General features: G+C 42.3%; 13 protein-coding genes. 10 read left to right on the forward strand and 3 right to left on the reverse strand.

Annotated elements, in window-relative coordinates; all coding sequences use genetic code 11:
* Positions 1-227 precede the first annotated feature (227 nt).
* The 9 genes from mnmE to agaF all read left to right on the forward strand — a co-directional run bounded on the left by mnmE (position 228) and on the right by agaF (position 10,502).
* Positions 228-1,586 carry a tRNA uridine-5-carboxymethylaminomethyl(34) synthesis GTPase MnmE gene (mnmE, locus tag L4F92_RS02365; RefSeq protein ID WP_250364066.1) on the forward strand — a complete coding sequence of 453 codons (1,359 nt, stop codon included), beginning with the start codon at positions 228-230 and terminating at the stop codon, positions 1,584-1,586.
* Between the two features lie 180 nt (positions 1,587-1,766).
* Positions 1,767-2,714, forward strand: coding sequence for a bifunctional riboflavin kinase/FAD synthetase (gene ribF / locus L4F92_RS02370; RefSeq protein WP_250364067.1), 948 nt, complete (start codon positions 1,767-1,769; stop codon positions 2,712-2,714).
* Between the two features lie 171 nt (positions 2,715-2,885).
* Positions 2,886-5,705 carry an isoleucine--tRNA ligase gene (gene ileS / locus L4F92_RS02375; RefSeq protein ID WP_250364068.1) on the forward strand — a complete coding sequence of 940 codons (2,820 nt, stop codon included), beginning with the start codon at positions 2,886-2,888 and terminating at the stop codon, positions 5,703-5,705.
* Positions 5,706-6,092: 387 nt separating this feature from the next.
* Complete coding sequence (lspA, locus tag L4F92_RS02380) at positions 6,093-6,590, forward strand: signal peptidase II (RefSeq protein ID WP_250364069.1); 498 nt, start codon at positions 6,093-6,095, stop codon at positions 6,588-6,590.
* Positions 6,587-7,531, forward strand: a complete 945-nt coding sequence (gene ispH / locus L4F92_RS02385) for a 4-hydroxy-3-methylbut-2-enyl diphosphate reductase (RefSeq protein ID WP_250350950.1) — start codon at positions 6,587-6,589, stop codon at positions 7,529-7,531. Before lspA ends, ispH begins: the two co-directional genes overlap by 4 nt.
* Positions 7,532-7,906: 375 nt before the next feature.
* On the forward strand, positions 7,907-8,380 hold the full coding sequence (gene agaV / locus L4F92_RS02390) for a PTS N-acetylgalactosamine transporter subunit IIB (RefSeq protein ID WP_250364070.1): 474 nt from the start codon (positions 7,907-7,909) through the stop codon (positions 8,378-8,380).
* 18 nt (positions 8,381-8,398) lie between these two features.
* On the forward strand, positions 8,399-9,175 hold the full coding sequence (agaW, locus tag L4F92_RS02395; RefSeq protein ID WP_250350948.1) for a PTS N-acetylgalactosamine transporter subunit IIC: 777 nt from the start codon (positions 8,399-8,401) through the stop codon (positions 9,173-9,175).
* The gene (gene agaE, locus L4F92_RS02400) at positions 9,165-10,007 is read left to right on the forward strand and encodes a PTS N-acetylgalactosamine transporter subunit IID (protein WP_250350947.1); all 843 of its coding nucleotides are present in this window, start codon (positions 9,165-9,167) and stop codon (positions 10,005-10,007) included. Before agaW ends, agaE begins: the two co-directional genes overlap by 11 nt.
* Before the next feature lie 60 nt (positions 10,008-10,067).
* Entirely contained in the window at positions 10,068-10,502 is a 435-nt protein-coding gene (gene agaF / locus L4F92_RS02405; RefSeq protein WP_250364071.1) for a PTS galactosamine/N-acetylgalactosamine transporter subunit IIA, read from the forward strand.
* A 2-nt stretch (positions 10,503-10,504) separates the two neighbouring features.
* On the opposite strand, the gene greB is transcribed toward agaF, so the two are convergent.
* The 3 genes from greB to L4F92_RS02420 are packed head-to-tail and all read right to left on the reverse strand — an operon-like array spanning position 10,505 to position 11,702.
* The gene (gene greB / locus L4F92_RS02410) at positions 10,505-10,981 is read right to left on the reverse strand and encodes a transcription elongation factor GreB (protein ID WP_250364072.1); all 477 of its coding nucleotides are present in this window, start codon (positions 10,979-10,981) and stop codon (positions 10,505-10,507) included.
* 33 nt (positions 10,982-11,014) lie between these two features.
* Positions 11,015-11,434 carry a type II toxin-antitoxin system VapC family toxin gene (locus tag L4F92_RS02415; RefSeq protein ID WP_250364073.1) on the reverse strand — a complete coding sequence of 140 codons (420 nt, stop codon included), beginning with the start codon at positions 11,432-11,434 and terminating at the stop codon, positions 11,015-11,017.
* A 7-nt stretch (positions 11,435-11,441) separates the two neighbouring features.
* Positions 11,442-11,702: a type II toxin-antitoxin system Phd/YefM family antitoxin gene (locus tag L4F92_RS02420; RefSeq protein WP_250350943.1), complete on the reverse strand. Its 261-nt coding sequence runs from the start codon at positions 11,700-11,702 to the stop codon at positions 11,442-11,444.
* Positions 11,703-11,862: 160 nt separating this feature from the next.
* On the opposite strand from L4F92_RS02420, the gene L4F92_RS02425 reads away from it, so the two are divergent.
* Entirely contained in the window at positions 11,863-14,181 is a 2,319-nt protein-coding gene (locus L4F92_RS02425) for a Tex family protein (RefSeq protein ID WP_250364074.1), read from the forward strand.
* The last annotated feature ends 12 nt before the right edge of the window (positions 14,182-14,193 follow it).

A 14,193-nucleotide genomic window follows, 5' to 3' on the forward strand; every position in this document is an offset into this window, starting at 1 on the left:
GGGGCGAACCTATGTGTTCGCCCTAGCTATTGAATTGAAAAATTGCCTTATGGTAACGCTTGAATGAACAATGGCAATGGTTGGACGGTAATCAGGAAACAGGTTCACCATTGGTCGAAGAAATCTAATAAAATAAAGATTATTCACCGCACGGCTTATTGTGCTTTTACAAGTATGAGATAATATTTGAGCATTTTTAAAAGTGCGGTCGTTTTTTAGGAAAAATTATGTCAAAAGAAACCATAGTCGCCCAAGCCACCCCGATTGGACGTGGCGGTGTCGGTATTTTACGGGTATCAGGGCCGCTCGCCCAACAAGTGGCTGAGACGGTGCTAGGCAAAAGCCTTAAGCCTCGTATTGCCAATTATTTACCCTTTAAAGATAGCGATGGCACGGTGTTAGACCAAGGGATCGCGCTATTTTTTAAAGCCCCAAATTCTTTCACCGGTGAAGATGTATTAGAGCTACAAGGCCACGGTGGGCAGATTATTTTAGATCTCTTGCTCAAACGCATTTTGCAAGTTAAAGGCGTGCGCTTAGCTCGCCCGGGGGAATTTTCTGAACAGGCATTTTTGAATGATAAATTGGATCTTACCCAAGCAGAGGCGATTGCCGATCTGATTGATGCCACTTCTGAACAAGCGGCACGTTCTGCACTGAAATCCCTCCAAGGGGAATTTTCTAATAAAATCAATCAGCTTGTTGATGATGTCATTTATCTACGCACCTATGTGGAAGCCGCAATTGATTTCCCTGATGAAGAAATTGATTTCTTAGCCGATGGTAAAATCGAAGCCAAATTGCGTGAGATTATTGCTCACCTTGCTGCCGTGCGAGCGGAAGCCAAGCAAGGGGCGATTTTGCGCGAAGGAATGAAAGTGGTGATCGCGGGGCGGCCAAATGCGGGCAAATCTAGCCTATTAAATGCCCTTGCTGGACGTGAAGCGGCGATTGTGACAGATATTGCTGGTACAACCCGAGATGTGCTGCGTGAGCATATTCATATTGACGGAATGCCATTGCATATTATTGATACCGCAGGTTTGCGTGATGCTACCGATGAAGTGGAGCGTATTGGGATTCGTCGTGCGTGGGACGAAATTGAGCAAGCCGATCGCATTATTCTGATGTTAGACAGCACGGATAGCGAAGAAAATCTCGCCCAAGTGCGGTCAGAATTTTTAGCAAAATTGCCGAACAATATCCCTTTGACCATTGTGCGTAATAAAGCGGATTTAAGTGGTGAAGCGGAAACCATTCGCGAACAAAATGGACAAACCTCAATCAGCCTTTCGGCGAAAACACAAGTTGGTGTGGACTTACTGCGTGAACATCTCAAACAATCAATGGGCTATAACACCAGTACAGAAGGTGGTTTTCTTGCACGCCGTCGCCATTTAGAGGCTTTAGAACAAGCGGATATTCACTTGCAAGCAGGACTCATTCAGCTGACGGAGTTTTATGCCGGTGAACTGCTCGCCGAAGAATTGCGAATGGTACAAAATCACCTGAGCGAAATCACAGGACAATTTACCTCTGATGATCTGCTTGGCAATATTTTCAGTTCATTTTGTATTGGTAAATAAGTGAGTGAAAATCAAAGTGCGGTGTGATTTTGCCAATTTTTTAGCTGAAATAGCTTAGCGACAAAATGATAGCTAACACAAATTGAGCGAGTATTTCCTCACTGACAAGCCACAGAGGACTTGAATAAATCAGCGCCATACGGTGTGTATGGCGAAAAATGAAAGAGTACGGAATTTTTAATGCAATTAATTCGAGGGTTAAAACAACTACCAGCCACTTTGCGACAGCAAGGCTGTGCCTTAACGATTGGTAATTTTGATGGGGTGCATTTAGGGCATCAGGCGGTGTTACGCCACTTGCGTGAAAAAGCCACCAGCCTTTCTTTACCAATGGTGGTGATGCTTTTTGAACCACAACCAAGCGAATATTTTATGGCAGATAACGCCCCTCCACGTTTGATGCGGTTGCGTGATAAATTGAGTGCATTGGCTGAATTAGGCGTAGATTATGTGATTCGCATAAAATTTGACCGCACTTTTGCCCAGCTTTCTGCTGAACAATTTATTCAACAATACTTGGTACAGAAACTCAATGTGAAATTTTTAAGTATTGGTGATGATTTCCGTTTTGGGGTTGGGCGTACAGGGGATTTTGCTCTGCTACAACAAGCGGGAGAGCAATACGGCTTCCGTGTAGAAGATAATTGCAGTTTTCGTTTAAATGAACAACGTATCAGTAGCACGGCGATTCGACAAGCCCTTGCCGATGATCATTTAGCCCTTGCTAAGCAACTTTTGGGCAAGCCTTATTGCATTTATGGGCGTGTTGTACAAGGCAATAAACTAGGGCGAACTATTGGCTTTCCAACAGCAAATATTCGCTTACAACGCCAAGTTAATCCCGTGAAAGGGGTATATGCAGTAAGAACTAAATTGCCTAATGGTACAGAATATGAAGGGGTGGCAAATATTGGACGTCGCCCGACCATTAATGGGGTTAAACAATTGTTAGAGGTTCATCTATTTGATTTTAAACAAGATATTTATGGACTACCGCTTAAGGTGGAACTGTGTCATAAAATTCGTGATGAAGTCAAATTTCCCTCTTTTGAGGATCTTAAAGCACAAATTGTAAAAGATGTGGACGTGGCGAAGGCGTATTTTCGCCAAGCTAAAAGAACGAGCTAAAGGGCTTAATGTGCGGTAAAAAAGTTATCAAAAAATCACCGCACTTTCATTAGGGATGAATCATAATTCCGCCATTCCTATTCTTTAATATTGTGTTATTTATGCGTATAATGCCAAAGTTATTGTGCATTTAATGCAAGATTTTATTTTATACAACGTGGAAAAAACAAAATGTCGAATGAAAACGTAGATTACAAAAATACGCTAAACCTGCCAGCAACAGGTTTTCCGATGCGTGGTGATCTGGCAAAACGTGAGCCAGCAATGCTAAAAAATTGGTATGAGAAAAAACTTTACGAAAAAATCAGACAATCTGCTCAAGGAAAAAAATCCTTTATTTTGCACGATGGGCCTCCTTATGCTAACGGCTCAATTCATATCGGACACGCTGTAAATAAAATTCTGAAAGACATTATTGTAAAATCCAAAACCGCCGCAGGTTTTGACAGTCCTTATATCCCGGGATGGGATTGCCACGGCTTACCGATTGAATTGAAAGTAGAAGGTTTGGTAGGAAAACCGGGCGAAAAAATTTCTGCTGCACAATTCCGCCAAGAATGCCGTAACTATGCCCGTGAACAAGTGGAAGGGCAAAAGAAAGATTTTATCCGTCTAGGCGTCTTGGGCGATTGGGATAATCCTTATTTAACAATGAATTACGACACTGAGGCCAATATCATTCGCACGCTGGCTAAGGTGGTTGAAAACGGGCATCTTTACAAAGGCTATAAACCTGTGCATTGGTGTTTGGATTGTGCTTCTTCTTTGGCAGAGGCCGAGGTGGAATATGAAGATAAAACTTCTCCGTCTATCTATGTAACATTCCCTGCAACGGATGAAAGTGCGGTGCTAAATAAATTTAATTTAAGCCAAACAGGTAGTGGTGAAGTGGCGGCAGTGATTTGGACAACCACCCCTTGGACATTGCCATCAAACCGTGCCATTGCAGTGAATGCAGAGCTGGTTTATCAATTATTACAATTTGGCAATAAGCGTTTAATTTTAGCGAAAGCGTTGGTCGAAAGCGTGCAAAAAGCCTTAGGCGAAGAAAACGTGAAGGTGCTAGGTGAAGCAAAAGGGGCTGACTTAGAACTTCTCCGTTTTAACCACCCGTTCTATGATTATAGTGTGCCAGTGATTTTAGGCGATCACGTTACCACCGATGGCGGTACAGGTTTAGTGCATACCGCACCAGATCACGGTCAAGACGACTATTTGGTTGGCTTGAAATATGGTTTAGAAATGGCGGCATTAATTAATGATGCAGGCGTATTTAAAGCTGAAACGCCATTTTTTGCGGGTAAAGGCGTGTTCGAAAGCAATGATTTGGTTATTGAAAAACTTACAGAAACAGGTAACTTATTGAAATTAGAAAAAATTCGTCATAGTTATCCGCATTGCTGGCGACACAAAACGCCAATTATTTTCCGTGCGACACCGCAATGGTTTATTGGAATGGAAACAAATGGCTTACGTCCGCAAGCGTTAAGCGAAATCAAAAAAGTACGTTGGATTCCAGATTGGGGGCAAGCACGCATTGAAACTATGGTGGAAAACCGCCCAGATTGGTGTATCTCTCGTCAGCGTACTTGGGGCGTGCCAATGGCGTTATTTATCCATAAAACCACAGAAGAATTGCACCCTCGCACACTTGAACTTATTGAGCAAGTTGCGCAACTCGTGGAACAATCAGGCATTCAAGCGTGGTGGGATCTTGATCCAAAAGATTTGCTTGGTGAAGATGCTGAACATTATAAAAAAGTGCCAGATACCCTTGATGTTTGGTTTGATTCAGGATCAACGTATTCTTCGGTTGTGAAAGCACGTCCAGAATTTAATGGGCAGGAAGCCGATATGTATTTAGAAGGCTCGGATCAGCACCGTGGCTGGTTTATGTCATCATTAATGCTTTCAACTGCAACGGATAACCAAGCCCCTTATAAGCAGGTACTAACCCACGGTTTCACCGTTGATGGCAAAGGGCGTAAAATGTCTAAATCTATCGGTAACATTGTTACCCCACAAGAAGTGATGGATAAATTTGGTGGCGATATTTTACGTTTATGGGTGGCTTCAACGGATTATACCGGGGAAATGTCTGTTTCAGACGAAATCTTAAAACGTGCAGCCGATAGTTATCGCCGTATTCGTAATACCGCACGTTTCCTTTTGGCGAACTTAAATGGTTTTGATCCGAAACGTGATTTAGTGAAACCAGAGGAAATGATCGTGCTAGATCGTTGGGCGGTAGATTGTGCTTTAAATGCACAAAAAGAAATCCAAGAAGCGTATGATAATTATCAATTCCACGCCGTTGTTCAGCGTTTAATGAAATTCTGTTCCATTGAAATGGGATCGTTTTATTTAGATATTATCAAAGATCGTCAATACACCACCAAAGCGGACAGCCTTGCACGTCGTAGCTGTCAAACAGCCTTATGGCATATTGCCGAGGCGCTGGTTCGTTGGATTGCGCCAATTTTATCTTTCACTGCCGATGAAATCTGGCAATATATCCCGGGTGAACGTGCGGAATTCGTGTTTACAGAGGAATTCTATAACGGCTTATTCCCATTAAACGCAGAAGAAACAATGAATGATGCCTATTGGCAACAAGTGTTGAAATTGCGTGATGAAGTAAACCGTGTGTTAGAGCAAGCCCGTGCAGATAAAACCATTGGTGCCGCATTGGAAGCAGAAGTAACCCTTTATGCCAACGATGAATACGCGAAGATCTTATCGCAACTTGAAAATGAATTGCGTTTCGTCTTAATCACGTCAAAAGCCCAAGTCAAACCATTGGCTGAAGCCGATGTTGAAGGGGGCGAGGTAGAAGGCTTTAAGGTGAAAGTGGTGCGTTCTGCAAATGAAAAATGCCCACGTTGTTGGCACTATTCTGATACCATTGGTACAAACCCAGCACACCCGACGCTGTGTTCGCGCTGTGTTGAAAATGTCGATGGCAAAGGCGAAGTCAGACGTTTTGCGTAAAAATTCATAAAAATTCCACCGCACTTTGATTTGCTGAAATCATAAAGTGCGGTGATTTTTTCGCAAATTTTTATTTAACATAATTGAATTTGTAGGGCGAGTTGATCCGTCCGCCCTGTTGCTATTCAAATCGGGCGCACACATAGGTGCGCCTCTACATTTGGAAACTACGATTTATATTAAATTTGTAGGGGCGGACCGATGTGTCAGCCGGTGTCGATATCCAAATTGGGCGCACACATAGGTGCATCCCTACATTTGGAAACTACGATTTATATTAAATTTGTAGGGGCGGACCAATGTGTCCGCCCGTGTCGATAGCCCAGCTGAACGCACGTATAGGTGCGTTCCTACATTTGTAAACAATCTACATTTTGGAGCAAATAGATGTCAAAATCTAAATCAGGTTTATTATTTCTCTGGCTAAGTGCAGTGGCGTTTTGTTTAGATTTATTGACTAAATATTTCGTGGTCAGTCATTTTGAGCTATATGAAAGTATCCAAATTTTGCCTATTTTTAACCTCACCTATGTGCGAAATTATGGTGCGGCATTTAGTTTTTTAGCGGATCATTCAGGCTGGCAGAAAAGTTTTTTCATCTTACTTGCCATTGGGATTTCCGCAATACTCACGGTTTTCTTAGCAAAAAATAAAGCGAGCCAACGCTTACAAAATACCGCCTATGCGTTAATTATTGGTGGGGCATTAGCCAATATGACTGATCGGGCTTATCACGGCTTTGTGGTGGATTTTTTTGATTTCTACTGGCAACAATGGCATTATCCCGTGTTTAATGTAGCGGATATTGCTATTTGTATTGGCGCGGCATTGCTTGCTATTGATGCGATTAAAAATAATGAGAAAAAAACGGAGAAAGCCAAGTGAAAATTATTTTAGCCAACCCACGTGGCTTTTGTGCTGGGGTAGATCGTGCAATTAGCATTGTCGAATTAGCCTTAGAAATTCACGGTGCGCCGATTTATGTGCGCCACGAAGTGGTACATAACCGCTTTGTGGTTAATGGATTGCGTGAACGTGGCGCCGTGTTTGTAGAAGAATTAGATGAAGTGCCAGATGGTGCTATCGTCATTTTTTCCGCCCACGGCGTTTCTCAAGCTGTTCGTCAAGAAGCCAAAAGACGTGCGTTGAAAGTCTTTGATGCGACTTGTCCGTTAGTAACCAAAGTGCATATGCAAGTGGCACGAGCTAGCCGAAAAGGTACTAAAGCTGTGCTAATCGGACACGAAGGCCACCCAGAAGTAGAAGGTACAATGGGGCAATATGATAATGCAGAAGGCGGAATTTATTTGGTGGAAGATGTGGAAGACATTGCAAAATTAGCCTTAACAAAGGATGATGACATCACTTTTATGACGCAAACCACCCTTTCTATTGATGATACCAGTGAAGTGATCGCCGCGTTGAAAGAGAAATATCCCGCTATTCAAGGACCGCGTAAAAATGATATTTGTTATGCCACCACCAATCGCCAACAAGCGGTAAGAGAATTAGCTAAGATGGCGGATTTAGTCATCGTAGTTGGCTCAAAAAACTCTTCAAATTCCAACCGCTTAGCAGAACTTGCCACAAGAATGGGGGTAACGGCTCAATTGATTGATGATGCTAATGATATTGACATTGCTTGGCTCAAAGAGGTCTCCACCATAGGCATTACCGCCGGCGCTTCTGCGCCAGAAGTGCTAGTGCAATCTGTGGTAAATCGCTTAAAAGAACTAGGTGTAACGCAAGTAGAAGAGCTGCAAGGCTGCGAAGAAAACACCGTGTTTGAAGTACCAAAAGAGCTGCGAATTAAAGAGGTGCATTGATCCTCAATCCGTTACGAAACCACTTATAGGATAAGTGGTTTTTTTATCGCTAATCAAAATTAAGAATGATACCCTCACCTTCTTATTATCGTTAGTTGAAATCATTATTTCATATCAGTTGTAACTTATTGTCTTATTTATTTGAAAGGTAAGTGATGTGTATTTTGCGTATAATCTATGTGCTTGTCTTTTTTCTTTTTATTATTCTATTTTAAAATGAGACCGCATAAGCTGATTTTTATGATGCTAATGTTCCTTACTATACGATAAAAATATTTTTAGATCTTCATCACACTTCCTTATTTTGTTCTTTGCATTCCCTATTTTTTAGGCGTAAAAAGAAGATACTCAAAATGAGTTATCAAGGAGTGTACTATGCCAAATATTGTGTTAAATCGAATTGATGAGCGTTTAATCCACGGGCAGGTTGGGGTGCAGTGGGTTGGTTTTGCGGGAGCTAATTTGGTGCTGGTTGCTAATGATGAAGTGGCCGAAGATCCAATGCAACAAAACCTAATGGAAATGGTATTAGCGGAAGGGATCGATGTGCGTTTTTGGCCATTACAAAAGGTGATTGATAATATCTATCGCGCAGCGGATAGGCAAAAAATCTTGCTTGTGTGCAAAACACCGAGTGATTTTTTAACCTTAGTGCAAGGAGGGGTACCCATTGACAAAATCAACGTAGGCAATATGCATTATGAGGAGGGCAAAACGCAGATCCATAAAACCGTATCCGTAAATGAGAAAGACAGAGCGGCATTTGAACAGCTACGTCAGCTTGGTGTGCTGTGTTTTATCCAAGGTGTACCAACAGAAGAGGCAATAGATTTATTTAAATTATTGTAAGAAAGAAGAGAGGAAACGATGGAAATTGGACTTTTACAGGCACTCTTATTGGGTGTACTCGCATTTTTTGCAGGTCTTGACCTCTATAATGGTTTAACACATTTTCATAGACCCGTTGTATTAGGACCTATTGTAGGGGCGATTTTAGGGGATTTGCAAACAGGGATCTTAGTTGGCGGTACCCTAGAATTAGTCTGGATGGGGCTTGCACCATTGGCAGGTGCGCAACCACCCAATGTGATTATCGGCACTATTGTGGGAACTGCATTTGCCATCACGACGAAAACCGATCCGAAAGTTGCGGTTGGTGTGGCAGTGCCTTTTGCTATTGCGGTACAAATGGGAATCACCTTTCTGTTCTCTGTTATGTCAGCGGTGATGTCTCGTTGTGATCAAATGGCGGAAGAAGCGAATCTCAAAGGTATTGATTATGTGAACTATCTTGGTTTGTTAGTGCTAGGTACGTTCTATTTCTTTTGTGCGTTCTTACCCACTTATTTTGGGGCGGAATATGCAGGGAAAATCATTGCAATGTTGCCAAAAGAAGTGATTGACGGCTTGGGTGTTGCTGGAGGCATTATGCCGGCCATCGGGTTTGCAGTATTGATGAAAATTATGATGAAAAATGCCTATATCCCTTATTTTATTCTCGGTTTTGTGGGGGCAGCTTGGCTTAAGCTTCCTGTGTTAGCGATTGCTGCAGCAGCAGTTGCAATGGCTCTCATTGACTATATGCGTAAGGGGAATACTGAAACGAAAGCAACGCCAAAAGAGGAGTTTCAAGATGGAATCTAAAGCACGTCAAAACGTACAAAATGATAATGTGTACGAAGATCAAACAATGGGAAAAGAACTGACTAAAGCTGATATTAATACGATGGCGTGGCGTTCTTTATTACTTCAAGCCTCTTTCAATTATGAGCGTATGCAAGCAGCAGGTTGGTTATATGGAATTAGCCCTGCATTGAAAAAAATTCATACTAACAAAGCGGATTTAAGTAAGGCAATGAAAGGGCATTTGGGCTTTTTTAATACCCATCCATTCCTTGTTACATTCGTTATGGGAATTGTGCTGGCAATGGAGCGCTCCAAACAGGAAGTAAACGCCATTCAAAGTACAAAAATTGCAGTGGGTGCACCCTTAGGCGGCATTGGGGATGCCTTATTTTGGTTTACCTTGCTACCCATTTGTGGCGGGATCGGTGCAAGCCTTGCTTTACAAGGTTCGATCCTTGGAGCGATTTTCTTCTTTGTCGTATTCAATATCGTGCATTTCGGTTTACGTTTTGGTTTAGCACATTATGCCTACAAAATGGGGGTTGCGGCTATTCCAACCATTAAAGCTAACACGAAAAAAGTGTCGCACGCCGCATCAATGATTGGTATGACTGTGATTGGGGCATTAGTTGCCACTTACATTCGTTTCCAAACTAGCGCAGAAATCACCGCAGGCGATGCCGTGGTGAAAGTGCAAGCGGATGTGCTTGATAAACTTATGCCAGCTTTCTTGCCGTTGGTGTACACCTTATTGATGTACTACTTGGTGAAACGTAATTGGTCGCCATTACGCTTAATTATTCTCACCGTCGTCATTGGTATTGGCGGACGTTTTGCGGGTATTTTATAAAATGAGTGATGACAAATGCCGAGTATTTGCTCGGCATTTTTTATCAATAAGGAGAAAAAGATGACAACCTTGATCGTGAGCGGACACGGACATTTCGCCACAGGGCTACAAAGTGCGCTGGAGCAAATTATTGGGCAATATCCAAAGGTGGCCTTTTTTGATTTTGATGATAAGCAAATCACGCCAGAACAATTACGCCAAAATATCGAACAATATCTTAATGCGGAGCAGGAAAGTGCGGTGCTTTTTTGTTGTGATATTTTAGGGGGCACGCCATTTCGCCAATGTGCAATGATTGCACAACAGTTTGAGCACGCAGAGGTGATTGTTGGCACGAATTTACAAATGCTGATTGAAACCATAATGGCAAAGGATGAACTGACATTTCCAGAATTGGTGGCGCAAGCCCTAGCCAGTGCAAATCAAGGCATCACGACCCTTTCAGCACAACAAAAAATAAAAAGAACGGCTCGCGTGGAAGATGAGGGGATTTGAAGCTATATCTCATACCAAATTTTATTCACAAATAATGTTACCAAGCCCGATGGTGTATGGACTTTCACTTCATCATCGACTTCTTTGCCAATCAATGCGCGAGCTACGGGGCTGTCGATGGAAATCCAATTCTTAGCTGGATCAAATTCATCGCAGCCCACGATACGGTATTGATTTTCCTCGCCATTTTCATTTTCAAGGCTGACCCAAGCACCAAAAAAAATTTTGCCTTCTTGTCTTGGGTGATAATCCACAATCTGTAACACTTCTAAACGTTTTGTCAAAAAACGCACACGGCGATCAATTTCACGTAAACGGCGTTTACCATAAATATATTCGGCATTTTCACTACGATCGCCTAACGCAGCAGCATCAGAAACCGCTTGAGTAACTTTTGGGCGCTCTTCTTTCCATAGAAATTTTAATTCTTGATCTAATTTATTCCAGCCACTGCGTGTGATGTAGTTTGATTTTGGCATTTTGCTATTCCTTTACCTTTGAATGGATAAAACTTATTTATCAAATGGATTCAATAATTTTACGCCCATACGCGAGAAATTTGCGGTATTTCGTGTAACCAGCGTCAGACCATATTGAATAGCGCTGGCAGCAATCCAAGCGTCATTCTCAGGACAATGATCGGGAATGTGTAAGGTAGCACAAATTTTCGCTGTTTTATCATCAAGATGAAGGATACGATTTGAAAAGCCTGTCTTTATCGTATGTTCAAACCATTGACGGAGTATTTTTCCTTGCCAAGGATCTTTACGTTCTTTGGCTAAAATGCCACGTTCCAATTCCATCATTACGATAATATTCGTATAAATTTGTTGTTCATTAATTCCAGATAACCAATTAATGACCCCTTGGTTGGCTTTACCACTTTTAATTTTACGAATTTCACTTAATACATTGGTGTCAATAAAATACATTTTTCCCTCATTCATCAAACTCAAGCGGCGTGCGTTGCTTTATTGAACGAGGTGGAATGTCTAACTCAATATCCGCCTCATCTTGTGGCGTTAATGCCTCTAAAGCATTACGGGGAGAATGAGATTGCAACATTTTCTGGTAATCTGCATAGCTCATTAGTACATAAGTGGGTTCACCGCGATTTGTTACAATAACAGGCGCGATTTGTGCCGCTTTTTGTGCCTGATTGAGATGCTGGTTAAATTCTCGGCTAGTCATAATCGTCATTTGTATCTCCTTGTAGCAAGGTTTCTACAATTTAGTGTAAAAGTAAAAAAATAACAAGAAAAATTGTAGGCTAACTTTATGAGCAAAGAAACATTTGAGCAAAGCCCATAAAACCAGTATCCTATGACGAATTTTTACTTTTACTAATGAATAAACGCCAATGTTAAATCAACAAATTTCACAGATCATTGCCGCTGAATTAACGGTGCAACCACAGCAAATTCTTGCAGCCATTCAATTATTAGATGAAGGCAATACCATTCCTTTTATTGCGCGTTATCGTAAAGAGGTCACTGGTGGCTTAGATGACACTCAATTACGCCATTTTGAAACGCGCTTGATTTATTTGCGTGAGTTAGAAGATCGCCGTCAAACGATTTTAAAATCTATTGAAGAACAGGGCAAATTAACGGACGAATTACGCAACCAAATCCAACAAACTCAAAGCAAGACGGAGTTAGAAGATTTATATTTGCCGTACAAGCCGAAACGCCGTACCAAAGGGCAAATCGCCATTGAAGCAGGGCTTGAACCGCTGGCTGATCGTTTATGGAATGATCCAAACCAAGATCCGGAAACCGCAGCAAGTGCTTATATTGATGCGGAAAAAGGCTTTGCCGATAGCAAGGCGGTGTTAGATGGCGCACGTTATATTTTAATGGAACGCTTTGCGGAAGATGCCCAATTATTGGCGAAAGTGCGTCAGTATTTACAACAAAGTGCGGTGTTAATTTCTAAAGTTTTAGAGGGCAAAGAACAAGAAGGCGAAAAATTCCAAGATTATTTTGATCACCAAGAGCTTTGGCATAATGTGCCTTCTCACCGCGCTTTGGCAATGTTCCGTGGACGCAATGAAGGCATTTTACAGTTAAGTTTAAATGCGGATCCCGAACAAGAAGAAGGGGCGCGTCAAAGTTATTGCGAGGAAATTATTCGTCAGCATCTGGGCGTACATTTTAACCAACAGCCAGCGGACAAATGGCGTGAGCAGGTGATAAGCTGGACGTGGCGGATTAAGGTTTCACTCCATTTAGAAACGGAATTAATGAGCCAATTGCGTGAAAAAGCAGAAGATGAGGCAATCAATGTATTTGCTCGAAATCTTACCGCACTTTTAATGGCGGCACCTGCCGGAGCAAAAAACACAATGGGGCTAGATCCCGGTTTGCGGACAGGGGTAAAAGTGGCAGTTGTGGATAATACGGGTAAATTATTGGCAACGGATACGGTTTATCCACACACAGGACAAACGGCAGCAGCAATGGCAAGCCTTTATCAATTAATCGAACGCCATAATGTGGAACTGATTGCTATTGGTAATGGTACGGCATCAAGAGAAACGGAGCGTTTTGCTAAAGAGGTGGTAAAACAAATTTCAGGGCAAAAACCACAAACAGTGGTCGTCAGTGAAGCGGGAGCTTCCGTGTATTCTGCATCAGAATTAGCCGCACAAGAATTTCCACAGCTTGATGTATCTTTACGGGGCGCGGTGTCTATTGCGCGCCGTTTGCAAGATCCATTGGCAGAATTGGTGAAAATTGAGCCGAAAGCCATTGGCGTGGGGCAATACCAGCACGATGTCAATCAAACTCAACTGGCGCGTAAATTAGATGCAGTGGTGGAAGATTGTGTAAATGCGGTGGGCGTGGATCTCAATACCGCCTCTGTACCGTTGCTTTCTCGCGTAGCAGGAATGACCAAAACGCTCGCGCAAAATATCGTGCAATTTCGTGATGAAAATGGCCGTTTTGAAAACCGCGAAGAGCTGAAAAAAGTTTCTCGTTTAGGGCCAAAAGCCTTTGAACAATGCGCGGGCTTTATGCGTATTTCAGCCGGGCAAAATCCTCTTGATGCGTCAGGTGTTCACCCAGAAACCTATCCCGTGGTAGAAAAAATCTTGCAAGCAACTCAGCAATCCATTCAAGATTTAATGGGCAACGCCAGTGCGATTCGTCAGTTAGATGCAAAACAATTTATTGATGAACAATTTGGTTTACCAACGGTGCAAGATATTTTCAAAGAATTAGAAAAACCGGGACGTGATCCGCGTGGCGAGTTTAAAACGGCCACCTTTATGGACGGTGTGGAAGAAATCAGTGATTTGAAAGTAGGAATGATCCTTGAAGGCACGGTAACCAATGTAACCAATTTTGGGGCGTTTGTGGATATTGGTGTTCATCAAGATGGGCTTGTGCATATTTCTTCGCTTTCCAATAAATTTGTTGAAGATCCGCACGATGTGGTGAAGACCGGTGATATTGTAAAAGTGAAAGTCTTGGAAGTGGATGTGGCCCGCAAGCGTATCGCCTTAACGATGCGTTTAGATGAACAAGCAGGGGATAACGCAGAAAATAATGAAAAAAATCACCGCACTTTAGTAGCAAAAAATCCTCGTAGTCCACAGCCACAGCGTAAACCACAAAATAATAGTGCAATGGGTAATGCCTTTGCCGATGCGTTGAAAAACTGGAAAAAATAAAGGGAAAGTTGA

The organism is Avibacterium sp. 21-595, from assembly GCF_023611905.1.
Lineage (GTDB): Bacteria > Pseudomonadota > Gammaproteobacteria > Enterobacterales > Pasteurellaceae > Avibacterium.

Coding starts and splice junctions, on each gene's coding strand:
- mnmE (WP_250364066.1), top strand. CDS start 228: ATGTCAAAAGAAACCATAGTCGCCCAAGCCACCCCGATTGGACGTGGC.
- ribF (WP_250364067.1), top strand. CDS start 1,767: ATGCAATTAATTCGAGGGTTAAAACAACTACCAGCCACTTTGCGACAG.
- ileS (WP_250364068.1), top strand. CDS start 2,886: ATGTCGAATGAAAACGTAGATTACAAAAATACGCTAAACCTGCCAGCA.
- lspA (WP_250364069.1), top strand. CDS start 6,093: ATGTCAAAATCTAAATCAGGTTTATTATTTCTCTGGCTAAGTGCAGTG.
- agaV (WP_250364070.1), top strand. CDS start 7,907: ATGCCAAATATTGTGTTAAATCGAATTGATGAGCGTTTAATCCACGGG.
- agaW (WP_250350948.1), top strand. CDS start 8,399: ATGGAAATTGGACTTTTACAGGCACTCTTATTGGGTGTACTCGCATTT.
- agaE (WP_250350947.1), top strand. CDS start 9,165: ATGGAATCTAAAGCACGTCAAAACGTACAAAATGATAATGTGTACGAA.
- agaF (WP_250364071.1), top strand. CDS start 10,068: ATGACAACCTTGATCGTGAGCGGACACGGACATTTCGCCACAGGGCTA.
- greB (WP_250364072.1), bottom strand. CDS start 10,981: ATGCCAAAATCAAACTACATCACACGCAGTGGCTGGAATAAATTAGAT.
- L4F92_RS02415 (WP_250364073.1), bottom strand. CDS start 11,434: ATGTATTTTATTGACACCAATGTATTAAGTGAAATTCGTAAAATTAAA.
- L4F92_RS02420 (WP_250350943.1), bottom strand. CDS start 11,702: ATGACGATTATGACTAGCCGAGAATTTAACCAGCATCTCAATCAGGCA.
- L4F92_RS02425 (WP_250364074.1), top strand. CDS start 11,863: ATGTTAAATCAACAAATTTCACAGATCATTGCCGCTGAATTAACGGTG.